Genomic DNA, 15,983 nt, shown 5'->3' on the forward strand with positions numbered 1-15,983 from the left:
GAAAAAACGATGAGAAATATCACTACATATTGGTTTGGTTACTTCTACTATTTTAGTAAGAGCCGGGACTAATATGCACTGATATCAACACGATAAATGTATACGAAAGTCCCGGCCAAACGCCGGGACTTTTTTTGTTTTAACGCAATCAAAAAATAAAAAAAAAGGTAAAAATAATCTAATGAAGCAAGGAACCAGAGTAGCAATTCAAGGCATTAAAGCATCTTTCCACGAAGAAGCAGCCTTCAAATTTTTCGGAAAGGACATTCAAACTATTGAGTGTAATTCATTTAAACAAACTTGCGAAAGCCTTGAAGCGAAAGAATGCGACTATGTGGTGATGGCGATTGAGAATTCTATTGCAGGCAGTCTTTTACCCAACTATACGCTGATCAGAGAATATAATTTTGCAGTGGTAGGTGAAGTATACCTGGCTATCCAACTGCACCTTATGGCTTTGCCAGGGATAAAAATTGAAGATGCAAAATTTGTTACCTCCCACCCTATAGCGCTTCGCCAGTGTGTAGAGTTTTTCGACGAATTCCCTCACCTTAATGTAGTAGAAAGCGTTGATACTGCCGCCTGTGCAAAAAAGATCAGGGATGAACAGCTAACAGACACTGTAGCAGTGGCAAATGCTTTGGCAGCAGAGCTTTATGGCCTGAACATCATTGAAAGAAGAATTGAATCTAATAAAAAGAACTACACCCGTTTCCTGATCTTAAGCAAGGACAGGAATGAAGAAATTAAAAACACAAATAAAGCATCTATCTGCTTCCAGACAGGCAATCAGGTAGGTTCCTTATCTAAAGTCCTTAACATCTTTGCAGAACAAGAAGTAAACCTGAGTAAAATCCAGTCAATGCCGGTACTGGGGAAAAGAAATGAATATTATTTCTATGTCGACCTGGAATGGTCGGATACAAAAAAATATGATATCGCAATTCGTAAAGCCCTTAAATACACCGTAAACTTTAATATAATGGGCGAATACGAGAAGAACGACCAGGTATAATCTTCTATAAACACAGCCTTCGTAAAATAAAAACAACAATTTAAACCCCAAAAAATGAAACTACAATTGAACATTCAGCCATTAAACACTTGGCTTGACATTAAGAACGAACCATTAATCATTTCAGGTCCATGCAGTGCAGAAACTGAAGAACAATTATTAACCACAGCTCATTTATTAGCTGCAACGGGAAAAGTATCTGTATTAAGAGCTGGAATCTGGAAACCACGTACCCGTCCGGGAGAATTTGAAGGAATCGGCAGCATCGGTTTAGAGTGGTTAAAAAGAGCTAAAGCAGAAACAGGTTTACCTACAGCTGTTGAGGTTGCAAATGCAAAACATGTTGAAGAAGCATTAGCTGCTGGCGTTGATATCCTTTGGATTGGTGCCCGTTCAACTGTAAACCCTTTTACTGTACAGGAAATTGCTGATGCCTTACAAGGTGTAGACATTCCGGTATTGGTCAAAAACCCGGTAAACCCTGACTTGCAATTATGGGCTGGTGCATTAGAGCGTATCAACCGTGCAGGTATTACTAAATTAGGTGCTATTCACCGTGGTTTCTCATCGTTCGAGAAAAGCTCTTTCCGCAACGAACCAATGTGGGAACTAGCTATCCAGTTAAAAACATTATTACCAGATCTGCCAATCATCAATGATCCAAGTCATATCTGCGGTAACCGCGAATTGATCCCTTACATTTCTCAGAAAGCACTGGATCTGGATATGCAAGGTTTAATGATCGAGTCACACGTAGACCCTTCTGTAGCCTGGACAGATGCTAAACAACAAGTTACTCCTGCTGCTCTTGAAGAACTTGTAGAACGTTTAACTGTTCGTGAGCCAGAATCTAAAAACGAAGCTTTCGTTGACCAGCTTGCAGATTTACGTAAACAAATTGATAAAATTGATGACCTGCTATTACAAAAATTAGGTGAGCGTATGGCTATCGTAGGTAAAATTGGTGAGTTTAAACGCGATAACCAGGTAACAATTTTACAGGTTAACCGTTGGGAAGCCATTATCAACAAAGGTGTTTCATTTGCAAAAGCCTTAAAATTAGACTTAAACTTTACTGAGAAATTCCTTGAACTTGTTCATGGTGAATCTATCCGTAAACAAACTGAGATTATGAATGCTGGTAAAGCTGAAAAAGGCATTGCAGCAGAAGCACATACTGAAGTTAAGTCTTAACAATGGGCAAAAACGCAATTGTTTCTTTTAAAGGGATTAAAGATATAAATGCTGAAATAACCTTAACGGGTTCAAAAAGCGAAAGCAACAGGGCGCTGATGATCAGCGCCCTGTCTGAAGGCATTGTTAAAGTTGATAACTTATCTGATGCCGTAGATACAGTAACGCTTAACGGCATTCTTAATCAGGTAAAAAACAATCAGGATAACGATGCTTTCATCACTATTGATGTAGGCCATGCCGGCACAGCTATGCGTTTTTTAACGGCGTATCTTTCCATTGCAAATGGCATGTTCCATTTAACGGGGTCGGGTAGAATGAAAGAAAGACCTGTTAAACTTCTGGTTGAAGCCCTTCAGGAGCTTGGTGCAGGTATTACGTACGCAGGCGAAGATGGCTTTCCACCGCTTGATATCCGCAGTAACTTTAACCAAAGCAACCGTACCGTTAAAATTCAGGGAAATATCAGCAGTCAGTATCTATCTGCACTTTTAATGATTGCTCCTTCCCTTCCTTTAGGTCTGTCTTTAGAAATAGAAGGAGAACTAACGTCAAGACCATACCTGGAAATGACCTTAAGTATGTTGCAGGAAGCTGGGATTGAACACAAATGGGAGAACAACACCATCCATATCGACAACCAGCCATTTAAAGCATGCGAGCTGATTGTAGAACCCGATTGGAGTGCAGCTTCATACTGGTACAGCATTGTTGCGCTGGCCGATCAGGGAAGTGTAGCTTTACCATATCTGAAAGAGAAAAGCTTACAGGGTGATAGCAAAATCAGGGACATCATGGTTCCTTTTGGTGTACGCACTTCGCAAACACCTAAAGGTATTGCTTTAAAATCTGGTACTTCGGTAGCCATAAATGAAGTATTGAATTTAAAAGATTGCCCTGATCTGGCCCAAACCATTATCGTTTGTGCAGCTGCAAAAGGATTAAATCTTTCTTTTACAGGGCTGGAAACCTTAAAAATTAAGGAAACCAACAGGGTCCTGGCTTTACAGCAGGAACTGGCTAAAATCGGTGTATCTTTAATAGAGGATAATGAAGTTTATACTTTAAACTGTGATCAACTGAGTTTTCCTAAAAAAGTACAATTTGATACTTATGATGATCACCGCATGGCTATGGCTTTTGCCCCATTAGGTTTCTTTATTGATGAAATCGAGATGGAAGATTACCAGGTTGTTGAAAAATCATATCCCGATTTCTGGAAAGATTTAGAGAAAGCAGGCTTTACAGTAAAGGAAATTTAGAACCTTAAAAATCTAAATAGTACATTTAAATTCTAAAATCATTAATCTATATGGCAGGCAATACATTCGGTCACTTATTTCGCATTACCACCTTTGGTGAATCACATGGAGTAGCCATAGGTGTTATTTTAGATGGCTGTCCGGCACAGTTACCTATCGATCTGGATTTTATCCAGTCGGAATTAGATAAACGCAGACCCGGGCAATCAAAAATTACAACACAACGCAAAGAAAGCGATACTGTTCAGATTCTGTCGGGCACATTTGAAGGTAAAAGTACTGGAACTCCAATTGCCATGCTGATCCCTAATGAAGACCAGCGTAGCAAGGATTACAGTCACAATACAGACGTTTACCGTCCTTCCCATGCAGACTATACTTACGATGCCAAATATGGGATTCGTGATCACCGTGGCGGGGGCCGATCTTCTGCAAGAGAAACAGCGGCACGTGTTGCAGCTGGAGCAATTGCGAAACTGTTGCTGAAACACCATGGTATTGAAATTTTTGCACATGTTTCGGCTGTAGGCCAAATACAGGCACCTAATCTGAATCATGATGATATAGCTACGTTACTGGAAACAAGAGAAGAGAACATCGTTCGCTGCGCTGATCCGGCAACGGCACATCAAATGATTGAGTTTATTGATAGCGTAAGGAAAGATGGCGATACAGTAGGTGGAAAAGTTAGCTGCATCATTAAAAACTGTCCCGTTGGACTTGGAGAGCCTGTATTTGACAAACTACATGCCGACCTGGGCAAAGCAATGCTGAGCATTAATGCTGTACATGGTTTTGAATACGGATCGGGTTTTAGTGGTAGTGAAATGAGAGGTTCGGAGCACAATGATATCTTTCTGGCCAATGAAGGTCAGCCTAAAACACTAACCAACTTTTCTGGTGGCATACAGGGTGGTATTTCCAATGGAATGGAAATCAATTTCACCGTAGCCTTTAAACCAGTTGCAACCATTATGCATAACCAGCAAACCATTAATGCTGCTGGTGAAGCTGCAGAAATTAAAGGAAAAGGACGACATGATCCATGTGTTGTACCAAGAGCCGTAGTTATCGTTGAAGCAATGGCTGCATTGGTAATTGCAGATCAATTACTAAGAAACAAAACGAGCAGACTTTAACAGTCTGCTCGTTTTGTTGTTTTTTAAGTGGACGTCATCCATAAGCGCTTTATCTTTAAAAGATAGCTGGATATTTACCAGGGTTACTTTCATTCATCATACTGTATACAGCTTCAATGATATCATCAACAGAAGGTTTACTGAAATAATCACCATCTGATCCGTAAGGAGGGCGATGTGCTTTTGCACTTAACGTTTTAGGTTGCCCATCTAAATGGTAATATCCTTTTTGTTCTTCTAAAATCTGTTGCAACAGGAAGGCCGTTCCGCCACCCGGGACATCCTCGTCAACCACCAATAACTTATTGGTTTTAGCTAAAGATTGCGCACAAATTTGATCTGTATCGAAAGGCAATAGAGTCTGAGGATCTACAATTTCAATAGAAATACCCATTTGGGCAAGTTCGTCTGCAGCCTCTTCAACTATTCTTAAGGTAGATCCGTAAGACACGACAGTAAGATCTGTACCTTCCTTAATCACCTCTGCTTTTCCTAAAGGAACGGTATATTCACCTACGTTTTCAGGTAATTTTTCTTTCAAACGATAGCCGTTTAAACACTCAATGACCAATGCTGGCTCATCAGACCTAAACAAAGTATTGTACATACCCGCAGCTTGCGTCATATTGCGTGGCACACAAATGTGTAAACCTCTCAATGACCCTAGGATCATTCCAATTGGAGAGCCTGAGTGCCATACCCCTTCTAACCTATGACCACGGGTCCTGATGATGACAGGTGCCTTTTGCCCTGCTTTAGTGCGATAAGACAAACTCGCCAAATCATCACTCAATACATTTAAGGCAAACAATAAGTAATCCAGGTACTGAATTTCAGCAATAGGACGTAGACCGCGCATAGCTAAACCTATTCCCTGCCCTACTATAGTCATTTCCCTGATACCAGTATCTGTAATTCTCAGGTCACCATACTTAGCCTGCAAACCAGCGAAACCCTGATTTACATCACCAATAGCACCTAAATCTTCACCAAAGGCAACCAGTCGTTGATCACGTGCAAAATTAGAGTCAAAACAAGCGTTCAATAATTCACGCCCATCCACCATTTTACTTTCCTCACTAAACACAGGCTTCAGTTCGTTCACTAAAAATGGGCTTTCGGCACCATCAGTAAACAACTTTGAGTTGTATCGGTCTTCATTTAAACCTATTTGCTCATTATACCAGGTTAAAAGACTAGCTCTAGCTGCAGAAGTATCTTTTACGGTTAAACGTAAAGCCTTTCTTGCCGACGAGATCACCTCTCTTCTTTGTGCATCAGGCGTATTACCTAAAAGGTTTGTAATTTTTATCAATGCAGGATCTCCGTTGGCCATACTATTGATCAGGGTGATCACTTCATCTTTTTCAATTTTAATGGCCGCTAAAAACTCATTCCATGCTTCTTTTTGTACGTCACGAATAAATTTCTTAGCGGTAGTTTCCAGTTCAACGATTTCTTCCTCCGAAATGATTGCCGATTCAAGCATCCATTTACGCATTTGGGTAATACAATCATATTCCTTTTCCCACTCTAACCTCGCTTTATCTTTATAACGTTCATGAGAACCGGAAGTCGAATGTCCCTGAGGTTGCGTAACTTCAGTAACATGAATCAATACAGGAACATGTTCATCTCTGCAAACATCAATTGCACGCTGATAAGTTTCGCATAAAGCAGGATAATCCCAGCCTCTTACCTTAAATATTTCATAACCAGCACCATTTTCATCACGCTGAAAACCTTTCAATATCTCTGAAATATCTTCTTTAGTAGTCTGATATTTTGCAGGTACAGAAATTCCATAGCCATCATCCCAAACAGACATCGCCATAGGCACCTGTAAAACCCCAGCTGCATTAATGGCTTCAAAGAATACCCCCTCTGATGTCGAAGCATTTCCGATGGTCCCAAAGGCTACTTCGTTGCCATCTACAGAAAAATTCTTTAAATATTCCAGTTCAGGATTCTGTCTATATAATTTAGAAGCATAAGCAAGACCAACTAACCTAGCCATTTGTCCACCAGTAGGTGCAATGTCAGACGAGCAGTTTTTCATTTCTGTCAAATCTTTCCAGCTACCGTCCTCATTAATGGAACGCGTTGCGAAATGGCAATTCATTTGTCTGCCTGCCGATGCCGGATCAGCCTCAACACTTGGATTAGCGTACAATTGAGCAAAGAATTCTTTAATGGTACAAATTCCGGCAGCGAAAGCAAAAGTCTGATCTCTGTAATAGCCTGAACGCCAATCGCCATTTTTAAAGGCCTTTGCCATGGCGATTTGGGGAAGCTCTTTTCCGTCTCCAAAAATTCCAAACTTAGCCTTTCCTGTCAACACTTCCTTTCGGCCTAATAAACTGGCCTGTCTACTCTCAAACGCTATTTTATAGTCGTTTACAACAATGGTTTTGAAATCATCAAAACTCAGTTCTGAAGTGTCTATTGGATTTGTGGTAAGTTTATTATTCGGCATCATACGCAAATCAATTATGCGGCAAAGATACACAAAATCTAAAGTAAGGCTTAACAGTGGTTAGTAATTTATATAATGGAATACTTTTTGTTTTGTAAATGAAAACATTAAATTTGTTCTAAAACAACATTGAAATGAAAAAACTAATTCTGTTATTTACGTTAATCTTAGGTATAAGTGTTGCTGCTAACGCTCAGTCAAAAAAGGCTGAATTCAAGTTTGACAAAGAAAGCCATGACTTCGGAAAAATCCCTGTGAACAAACCAGCAACAGTTGAGTTTAAGTTCAGTAACGTTGGTGATGAGCCTTTAATTATTACTAAAGTTGAGACTACCTGCGGATGTACTGTTCCTGTATACACACAGACTCCTGTGAAAAAAGGCGATGTGGGTGTAATTAAAGTAACTTACAATCCTACAGGTGCTGCACTTCCTTTCAGCAAGAGCATTACGATTACTTCGAATGCAAAAACGACCACTAAAGTATTATACATTAAAGGTGAAACTGTAGCCGCGGCAACTAAATAAACTTCAAAAAAGATATTTTGATTAAAACCTCGTTAATCAACGAGGTTTTTTAATTTTGTACCCTCTCGAAAAAACTAACTTATTAAACCCGGCATTTTTAATGCCGGAAACTTTTTGGACTGAATTTTAATTTTGAACTATGCCAAATATTTCGGAAAAGGGCCTGCAAATGCCCGCTTCGCCTATAAGAAAACTTACTCCCTTTGCTGACAAGGCAAAAAAAGATGGTAAAAAAGTATACCATTTAAATATTGGTCAGCCAGACATCTCTACTCCGGAAGGAATGTTAAATGCGATCAAAAACATAGATTTCAATGTTTGGGCCTATACCCCATCCGAAGGAACGCTTAGTTACAGAACTAAACTTGCAGAATATTACAATAAATTAGGTTACAACATTACGCCTGAAGATATCCTGGTTACAGTGGGTGGATCTGAGGCCATCACTATTGCTATGCAAACCTGCGTAAATGAAGGTGATGAAATTATTATCCCTGAACCTTTTTATGCAAACTATAATGGATTTGCCTGCATGAGTAATGTTGTGGTAAAACCAATCTTATCTCATATCGAGACTGGTTTCGCCTTACCTCCTATTGCAGAATTTGAAAAACTAATTACAGAACGCACAAAAGCCATTATCATTTGTAATCCGAACAACCCTACAGGTTATTTATATTCAAAAGAAGAATTGGAAGCCTTAAAAGCATTGTGTTTAAAATACGATTTATTCTTATTTTCTGATGAAGCCTATCGTGAATTTTGTTACGATGGCAGGGAATTTATCTCGCCAATGCACCTGGAAGGACTAGACGAGAATGTGGTGATCATGGACACCGTATCCAAAAGATACAGTGCTTGTGGAGCCCGACTGGGATGCTTAATCACAAAAAACAAAGAAGTAATTAAATCAGGATTAAAGTTTGCTCAGGCAAGATTAAGTCCGGGTATGGTTGAACAAATTGCCGGAACTGCAGCAGTAGATACACCTGACAGTTATTTTGAGTCCGTTAATAAAGAATATACTTTACGTAGAGATACCTTGGTAAAAAGATTAAACAGCATGGAAGGTGTATTTTGCCCTAATCCGGGTGGGGCCTTTTATGTAGTAGCGAAACTACCTATCGACGATGCTGATCAATTCTGTCAATGGATGCTGGAAAGCTTCGATCATGAAGGCCAAACTGTAATGATGGCTCCTGCAACAGGATTCTATTCTACAGCCGGGTCAGGTAAAAATGAGGTAAGAATGGCTTATGTTTTGAATACAGAAGACCTTAATAAAGCTATGGACTGCCTTGATGTTGCTTTACAACAGTATCCTGATAGAAATATGGCATAATTTTCGTATATTTGTGTCCTGATGGTTGGAAAGGCGTTGTTAACCACACACCATCAGGACATTCTGGGGTCGTATGGATTTGACAGGGTGAAGCTAAGTATGTTAGCATGCAGTGCGTTGTACGGAGAGCACTTAAAAGAGAACGTTCACACTATAATTGGCGAAAATAACTACGCCTTAGCTGCTTAATTTAGAATTAAATAGCTTTTGTCCCTCTAACTGCTGCACTGTTAGGTTAGAATATGGGGCATCGAAATAACAGCGCTGGCAATTGTAAGGTACGGTACAGTTGCGAGATAAAGTACCTAAGGTGAACGGTTAGGTCGGTTTCCAGCCCGCCAGATCCCTACAATTAATTGGAAAATAAGCATGTAGAAGGCATAATTTATCGCACAACTGGACAAGGGTTCGAAACCCTTCGACTCCACCAAACACAAGAAGCAGCTCCAAAGAGCTGCTTCTTGTGTTTTATACAACTAATAACTTCGATACAAATCACTTCTCTAATTAAAATTACCCATATTTGTACTACTATAATGTTAGTAATCACTAAATAAATCACATTACTGCTATTATGTTATCACTTACATCTCCATCCAAAGCACAATAAAAATTAGCCGAAAATGTTCGGAATAGAAGACTGCCCATGGAGTTGACACAACGCCCCTTTGAAGGATTAACAGGTACTTTCAGCGACAGTTCGCCCGATGGATGGGGACAGTTATTACATCTTACGCATAATGCAGTAAAATAAGTGATCAAAAGCACACTCAAATTCATTAGGAAAAGTGTAACACAACACAAAAGTTCATTTCAATAAACAATAAATGTAAAACTTAACAAAAATTCATAAGTATATATGTAATTTAACCAGGGCTTCGATAATAAGCCCATCCCCGCCATGGAACTAAAAGCAAAGAGTGGAAAATAGCCCCTCTTTCTTATTTTACAGCGTTTTATCTATATTTAACAACAATCAACCACTAAAATTTAATGTTGTTGATCCATTTAATAAATTTGGATAAATTAATTAACGAACCTTAAACAAAAAAATAATGAAAAAATCATTTTTAACGCTTCTTGTAATATTCACAACTTTAAGTGTGTTCGGCCAAACTGCTATAGAGATTCAAAAAGCTAAATCCGCATGCTCAGCCTATTTAAAAAGAAACTTAAATAACCCGTCTAGCTATCAACCCTCTTCATGGAGTAAATTAAAAAAGACTTATACAGCATTTGAAGACACTAAAAAAGTAAAGCGAATTGATGACATATTAGAAAGTTTCACTAACGGAAAAGACGCTTTGCAGGGAAAAATATGGGATGCTAAACGACGTGCTGACGGAGATTATACTCAAGATAGTACCTATAAATATTATGTAAACATGCAAAATGAAGTAAATCTATCGACTGACAGCCTAAATGCACTTAGATCTTCATTAGAGAAATCATATAAGCCTATATTTGACGGCTATTCAATTGAACATTCGTTTAGAGCCAGAAACAAATTTAACGCTCTTGTATTGCAGAATCATATCTTTATTCTAAACAAAACATTTAAAGTTATCTCATCCGGCGACACCGAAGAGCTTGAAAGACAACGTCAGGACCTTCAGCGTAGGATTGATGAGTTAACAAATAAAAAATATTAAACCACACGCAACCTCCAAAACAACTAAAGTAGCCATCAAACGTGAAAAGTAGGAACGAAAACGAGGCATCAGAAATAAAGTTACGGAGGCTGCATTACATGTAATACATGGTAGCCAACTAAACGGTTTAATGTTGTTGACCCATTTAACAAATTTGGATAGATAAATAAATTAACGAAACTTAAACAAACAATGAAAAAACTATTAACGTTACTCGCGTTTGCGATACCACTAGCCTCCTATTCACAAGCAACCTCCTCAGGAAGCTTTACAAACGTACCAGGTAGTTTAGGATTAATACTATCCTTAGTAATTACAATCCTAATATTCCTTGCCTTAAGATCTATCATGCTTTGGTACTGGAAGGTTGAAACGATGCTACAGAACCAGGAGGAAACAAATCAATTACTAAGGGATAATTACAATCTACTCAATGAGTATATAGTATACATGAAGGAAAAGGAAGAAAAAACACCCAAATCTTAACCACATGCAACCTAACAACAAGATCTAACAAACAAATAATCATGGAAATACCCGCAGGAATAATTTCAATATTAATGATTATAGCATTTTTTGGGCATGCACAATAACATTTAAAAATTGAGCCTGCTATTCCGGCTGAACATTTCCTTGTTAAATTTCCAAGTTCTGGGTTATTTCAGGTTGATTTCTTTTAACATCGCACTAACTATCCTTGTGAAATCATCATTGAAATGATGGTTCCCTGGTATAATTCCTATTTTAACTCCTACCTTTCTAAACTGATTTGTGGTATCCTGATCTTCAGCAGCTCCAAAAAGGCAAACCGCAGGCATTTCCCGGATCTTTTTGTATTCTTCAGGTACATCGTATGGGCGAATGCCGCCGAAATTTAACATGTCTGCGATATGAATTTCAAAATCGGCCGTTACATCCGGTGAAAGAGAAATTATACCCTTTAATTTCGATTTAAGGTTCGGTGAAAGTCTATTGGCAATAAAAGGAACAATTGAAGCACCAAAGGAGTATCCAGCTAAAATAAATGCATCTTTACCGAACTCATTACTATACTGTAGAATCGCCTTGGAAATGTCATCCGTAGTTCCGTTTGGTGTTTTTTCTTTCCAAAAATACCGCTGTGCATCCAGTCCTACAACAGACAAGCCACGATCAGCAAGAGTTTCAGCCAGCGACTGGTCAAAACTAGTCCAACCACCATCACCTGAGATCATAAAAACCAATGGCAAGCTGGTTTTTACGGCAGATGCTACCACATTCAATGGTAAATTATCCAACATTTTGATATTAGCAAAACCAGCTGCCTTCTCTATTTTTTGATAAGCCTGTATCAGTGCAGGCTGCCATTTGTCCAGAGCAGAAAAACCATGACCAACGTTCAGCGAAAGCAGTTCAGCATTAGGCATCCCTTTCATAAAACTCTCAGTTGCAGCAAAAGGACAAGTCAGGTCCTTTTGCCCATTCAGCACAATAAATGGTGAGGTTAATTTCATACTAGGTTCCAGATAAAAAGAAACGCCAGCTTTTAGCACACGCTGTGTTAACCCATTTCCCTTACACAGCGGCTTTTTAAGATTAATATCAGGACAAAATCCCAGAGCAATGGCTCCTTTAAAAGTATTAGCGGGTGCTTGTGCTAAAATTCCATAAACCAACACCGCACCGTATGAATACCCCACCAATATGGGCTTGTAATAATTCCCAAACTTATATTTCTTTTGTACAGACAAACTCAGAGCTTCGAAATCTGCCGCAGGGTACAAACAATCGGAAGTTTGTTTTGAAAGATAGTAATCATAATGCCTCGCATCTATTCCCAGAACCATTGATCCTTGAGCAACCAGGATTTTTGCCATTTTCATCTCCCCGCCCTTCCAGCCGCCATCACCGGAAACAAATAAAGTTACCGAAGTCGGATTTCCCTTTGGATGATAAACCAAAATCTTACCAAATTTACTAAAGGTGACAGAACTGGTATCAATTTGAGCAGATACTTTACGATTAAGGCATAGCAACAGCAGCAACAATATCGACAATCGGATAACTTTCATAATAGTTCTGTTTAAGGTTTAATGACATGGTTCAATACTGCGGGTACTTGTAAAAGATCATAATCCTGGCTGTATATTAAATATTTATTGCTCCAAATTGGTGAAAACTTATCTTTAGCGTCTCTTAAACCTTTATATCTGGAAAATGCGTGGATTCTTTCATAGGCGAATTTCATAGAGCGTTCAGGTATATTTTTAGCATGACTGATGCCGGACATAGGTGCAAAACCGATGTTCACCTTTTTAAAGCCTTCCAGCCTTAAATGCTCAAACATAGCCACCATAATAAAATCTATAATACCATTTGGTGCATCTGCCGTTTTTCTGATCAGGTCATAAGTAGCTTCACCTTCTACATAATCTGGCACGAGGTTTAAAAAAGCAACAATCTTTTCTTCAGCATTTTCTACCGTAATAATAGTTTGTGTTTTGAGTTCATTCCAATCGAACATCCCCTGAGAAAATACAATTTCTGTTCTCCCGGTATCTTTAAGCCATTCATCGGAAACAGATTTCAGCCTTTGCAGGATTCCGTCTTTAATAGGTGCATGGTAAACTTTACTGGTATAACCGCTGTCTGATACTCTCTTGAGTGCATTGCGAATCGATTTACGCCCTCCCCCTGCTAAACTAAAAGTTTCCAGATCAACAATACCTTCCTGCCCAAGAAACAACTTCTTTTTATTCAGTGCTTCAAAAACGGTTGAACCATTTTCAGAAACACGGTAGTAGAGATTTTTTAAACCCTTTTCCTCACAATATTTGTCGAAAGACCGGATCAGCCGCATGCTGTCTTCCGGCGCGCAGACAGGGCTTTCCAGTACCACCGCAAAATTTCTTGAAAGACGGTAAGCCAAAAAACCGTCCCCATCCCGATATATGAGTTTATCTCCATAGGTCTTGAAATAGTCCAGTGAAGAATTTCCATGTTTTTCCAATTGTAGACTGGCCCATTCCAGTTCATCATCCTCAATGACAGACTTAGGAATATAAGGACGAATCAGCGTGTAGATCAGGACAGCGATGGAAAGAAATCCACTGATGTTAATAGACAATAAGAAGTTACGCGCAAACCTATCACTAGCCACCAAATCATTACTTCCGATCAGGATAAAGTTTTCCATGGTGTACCTGACTGACTGCCACAAACTAAAATCAATATTGAAGTGTTTTTTATCTAAAAAATAGAATCCGATAGTACCATAGAGTATCACAGCGCCGATGCTCAATAAAATAGCCTGGATACCTACTGATCGCGTTCTTGGGTTTGTCTTGATATAATACTCTCGTCTTGAGATAAATAGAATGACAATTACTAATAAGGCAAAACAGGATTCTTCGTAATCTATTGCTTTAGTTATATGACCAACCAAAGATATAAAACACAGTCCCAATGCAAAATACCAGGCAATGCGTAATCCCTTCAGCATAAATGCAGCTGTAACCAGCAGAAATAAACCCGCAGTAAACACAAAATAATTGGAGACCCTGATTGCCTCGACCGGAAGGAAATCTTTTAAAAAATGAAGACGGGAATGAATGGCGGGCGTAAGTACCGATATCAGATTTACAACCCCCATTAAAAAAAGCAACAATGCAGGAAGTATGCGCATTAAAAGCTTGTTGATCTTTAACAGAAAACTGAATGCCCCCAGCAGCATAGGAATCCAGAACTCCATAAATCTGTACACAAAAGTAATTGATATAGCCTCGGCACTGGAGTAGCCTAGTCTTATTAGCATATAGGTCATAGAGGCTTCGACTGCACCAAGACCTCTTAAAAATGGAGATATAATAAGAAAAACAACACCAATAATATAGGCCACCATTGCATTAATTATGGAAGATTCAATCGCTAATGCCAACATTGCGATGTAAATATGTACAATGCCAATCACTTCTATAAATATGCTATAGCCCAGAGTTTTTAAGAAACTATTCCTTTCTATCGCGTTGCTTCTGAAGTCAGCCAAATAAATCTCAATCGTCGGAACGTATTTTATAATGAGACGATAGATTTTCCCTTCACTGATGACTGATCTATAAAGGCCATAAATTGCAGCAATTAATACCAATACAGCAATTAAACCAAGCCCTTCGCCATTTCCTATGCTGCCTTCGAAGATTGCATAGATAAACACAGGTATGGCCACTACCACTACAGACAAGATCCCTACAAAACCATATATAGAAGAAGCAAAATTGATCTGGGATTGAGATATACCTTTTTTTTCAATGTCACCACTAAAAAAAGCCAATGAAGAAACCCCACCTGCTGGCAAAAAGATACTAACGAAATTTCTTTTTAAATATAGCAGTGTGCCATTGCCAACAGAAATTCTGCTCCCAATTGTTAAAAATGCCGATCTGTACATCATCCCATGGACAAACAGATATACTATACTTAAACAAATCCCCCATGAAATCCAAACCCAGTTGGCCCTAAGCAATAACTGTCTCACTTGCTTAAGTTCACCTTGTTCATGTTTGATGAACCAGATGAAAAGTGCAAGAAAAAAAACCGTGAATATAAATCCAACTATGATTTTTCCATTCTCCCGAATAAATGGGGGAATGAATTTAAAAGATTTCATAGGCACCATTTTTTACATCAATATAAGCAAATATTCTGAGTAGATAAACCATTTTCACATTCTCATATCATCGTAACCACGCGATTTCGTATATTTAAAAGGTATAATCAATTCAACAAAAACATAATGAGAAATTTAATTTTTTTCATGCATACTTCACTTGACGGTTTTGTAGCCGGACTTAATGGAGAGATGAACTGGATAAATGTAGACGAAGAAATGTTTGACTTTGTTGCCACTATGACGGACAAAGCCGACACTGCACTTTATGGACGAGTAACCTATGAAATGATGCAAAGCTACTGGCCAACCGCTGCTGACCATCCAAACGCGTCAAAACATGATAAAGAACATTCGGCCTGGTACAACAAAGTTTCAAAAATTGTTTTATCAAAGACCATCAGCGAAAAAGGGCTTAACAATACCACAGTTATTAGTGGGCAACTTGCAGACAACATAAATAAAATAAAACAGCAAAGCGGACAGAACATTTTAATCTTTGGAAGTCCTTCTGCTTCTCATTCATTACTAAGCGAGGGTTTAGTGGACGAATTTTGGTTATTTGTCAATCCAATTTTACTTGGACATGGAATTCCCCTGTTTAAAGATGTAGCTGAAATGACAAAACTGAATCTGATAGAGACAAAAACATTTTCTTGCGGAGTAATTGCACTTCACTACGAAACAAAACGAGATTAATAGGTAACGCCAGATGCCGATCCTGAGTTGAG

The 15,983-nt window shown here is 38.7% G+C and carries 12 protein-coding genes and 1 other RNA gene; 10 read left to right on the top strand and 3 right to left on the bottom strand.

Annotation, left to right across the window (positions count from 1 at the left end):
* The first annotated feature begins 181 nt into the window (after window positions 1-181).
* Genes R2Q84_RS05125 through aroC form a run of 4 tightly spaced genes read left to right on the top strand, consistent with a single transcriptional unit; the run spans window position 182 to window position 4,610 of the window.
* Complete coding sequence (locus R2Q84_RS05125; protein ID WP_316815453.1) at window positions 182-1,015, top strand: prephenate dehydratase; 834 nt, start codon at window positions 182-184, stop codon at window positions 1,013-1,015.
* Window positions 1,016-1,069: 54 nt separating this feature from the next.
* Entirely contained in the window at window positions 1,070-2,209 is a 1,140-nt protein-coding gene (locus R2Q84_RS05130; RefSeq protein ID WP_316815454.1) for a chorismate mutase, read from the top strand.
* 2 nt (window positions 2,210-2,211) lie between these two features.
* Entirely contained in the window at window positions 2,212-3,471 is a 1,260-nt protein-coding gene (locus R2Q84_RS05135; protein ID WP_316815455.1) for a 3-phosphoshikimate 1-carboxyvinyltransferase, read from the top strand.
* A gap of 50 nt (window positions 3,472-3,521) precedes the next feature.
* Window positions 3,522-4,610, top strand: a complete 1,089-nt coding sequence (aroC, locus tag R2Q84_RS05140) for a chorismate synthase (RefSeq protein WP_316815456.1) — start codon at window positions 3,522-3,524, stop codon at window positions 4,608-4,610.
* A 55-nt stretch (window positions 4,611-4,665) separates the two neighbouring features.
* Here the strand turns inward: aroC and R2Q84_RS05145 are convergent, their stop codons facing one another.
* Window positions 4,666-7,089: a thiamine pyrophosphate-dependent enzyme gene (locus tag R2Q84_RS05145; protein WP_316815457.1), complete on the bottom strand. Its 2,424-nt coding sequence runs from the start codon at window positions 7,087-7,089 to the stop codon at window positions 4,666-4,668.
* 131 nt (window positions 7,090-7,220) lie between these two features.
* Between R2Q84_RS05145 and R2Q84_RS05150 the strand changes: the two genes are divergently transcribed.
* The 5 genes from R2Q84_RS05150 (at window position 7,221) to R2Q84_RS05170 (ending at window position 11,093) form a co-directional block, all read left to right on the top strand.
* Window positions 7,221-7,613, top strand: coding sequence for a DUF1573 domain-containing protein (locus tag R2Q84_RS05150; RefSeq protein ID WP_316815458.1), 393 nt, complete (start codon window positions 7,221-7,223; stop codon window positions 7,611-7,613).
* Window positions 7,614-7,752: 139 nt separating this feature from the next.
* Entirely contained in the window at window positions 7,753-8,955 is a 1,203-nt protein-coding gene (locus R2Q84_RS05155) for a pyridoxal phosphate-dependent aminotransferase (protein ID WP_316815459.1), read from the top strand.
* A gap of 65 nt (window positions 8,956-9,020) precedes the next feature.
* Window positions 9,021-9,385, top strand: a transfer-messenger RNA (tmRNA) gene (gene ssrA, locus R2Q84_RS05160).
* A gap of 625 nt (window positions 9,386-10,010) precedes the next feature.
* Window positions 10,011-10,607: a hypothetical protein gene (locus R2Q84_RS05165; protein WP_316815460.1), complete on the top strand. Its 597-nt coding sequence runs from the start codon at window positions 10,011-10,013 to the stop codon at window positions 10,605-10,607.
* Between the two features lie 192 nt (window positions 10,608-10,799).
* Entirely contained in the window at window positions 10,800-11,093 is a 294-nt protein-coding gene (locus R2Q84_RS05170) for a hypothetical protein (protein WP_316815461.1), read from the top strand.
* Between the two features lie 170 nt (window positions 11,094-11,263).
* On the opposite strand, the gene R2Q84_RS05175 is transcribed toward R2Q84_RS05170, so the two are convergent.
* Both R2Q84_RS05175 and R2Q84_RS05180 read right to left on the bottom strand, forming a co-directional pair.
* Window positions 11,264-12,658 (bottom strand): AcvB/VirJ family lysyl-phosphatidylglycerol hydrolase, encoded by a 1,395-nt coding sequence (locus R2Q84_RS05175; protein WP_316815462.1) that lies wholly within the window; start codon window positions 12,656-12,658, stop codon window positions 11,264-11,266.
* An 11-nt stretch (window positions 12,659-12,669) separates the two neighbouring features.
* A complete protein-coding gene (locus R2Q84_RS05180) occupies window positions 12,670-15,252 on the bottom strand; it encodes a phosphatidylglycerol lysyltransferase domain-containing protein (RefSeq protein ID WP_316815463.1) in 2,583 nt (860 codons plus the stop codon).
* A gap of 126 nt (window positions 15,253-15,378) precedes the next feature.
* On the opposite strand from R2Q84_RS05180, the gene R2Q84_RS05185 reads away from it, so the two are divergent.
* Window positions 15,379-15,951, top strand: a complete 573-nt coding sequence (locus R2Q84_RS05185) for a dihydrofolate reductase family protein (RefSeq protein ID WP_316815464.1) — start codon at window positions 15,379-15,381, stop codon at window positions 15,949-15,951.
* Window positions 15,952-15,983: the final 32 nt, after the last annotated feature.

This window comes from Pedobacter nyackensis, assembly GCF_032678475.1.
Taxonomy (GTDB): domain Bacteria; phylum Bacteroidota; class Bacteroidia; order Sphingobacteriales; family Sphingobacteriaceae; genus Pedobacter; species Pedobacter nyackensis_A.

What these genes read in the sequence shown, in the direction of transcription:
- R2Q84_RS05145 (WP_316815457.1), bottom strand. Translation starts at nt 7,089, where the DNA reads ATGATGCCGAATAATAAACTTACCACAAATCCAATAGACACTTCAGAA.
- R2Q84_RS05170 (WP_316815461.1), top strand. Translation starts at nt 10,800, where the DNA reads ATGAAAAAACTATTAACGTTACTCGCGTTTGCGATACCACTAGCCTCC.
- R2Q84_RS05150 (WP_316815458.1), top strand. Translation starts at nt 7,221, where the DNA reads ATGAAAAAACTAATTCTGTTATTTACGTTAATCTTAGGTATAAGTGTT.
- R2Q84_RS05125 (WP_316815453.1), top strand. Translation starts at nt 182, where the DNA reads ATGAAGCAAGGAACCAGAGTAGCAATTCAAGGCATTAAAGCATCTTTC.
- R2Q84_RS05180 (WP_316815463.1), bottom strand. Translation starts at nt 15,252, where the DNA reads ATGAAATCTTTTAAATTCATTCCCCCATTTATTCGGGAGAATGGAAAA.
- R2Q84_RS05135 (WP_316815455.1), top strand. Translation starts at nt 2,212, where the DNA reads ATGGGCAAAAACGCAATTGTTTCTTTTAAAGGGATTAAAGATATAAAT.
- R2Q84_RS05165 (WP_316815460.1), top strand. Translation starts at nt 10,011, where the DNA reads ATGAAAAAATCATTTTTAACGCTTCTTGTAATATTCACAACTTTAAGT.
- R2Q84_RS05185 (WP_316815464.1), top strand. Translation starts at nt 15,379, where the DNA reads ATGAGAAATTTAATTTTTTTCATGCATACTTCACTTGACGGTTTTGTA.
- aroC (WP_316815456.1), top strand. Translation starts at nt 3,522, where the DNA reads ATGGCAGGCAATACATTCGGTCACTTATTTCGCATTACCACCTTTGGT.
- R2Q84_RS05175 (WP_316815462.1), bottom strand. Translation starts at nt 12,658, where the DNA reads ATGAAAGTTATCCGATTGTCGATATTGTTGCTGCTGTTGCTATGCCTT.
- R2Q84_RS05130 (WP_316815454.1), top strand. Translation starts at nt 1,070, where the DNA reads ATGAAACTACAATTGAACATTCAGCCATTAAACACTTGGCTTGACATT.
- R2Q84_RS05155 (WP_316815459.1), top strand. Translation starts at nt 7,753, where the DNA reads ATGCCAAATATTTCGGAAAAGGGCCTGCAAATGCCCGCTTCGCCTATA.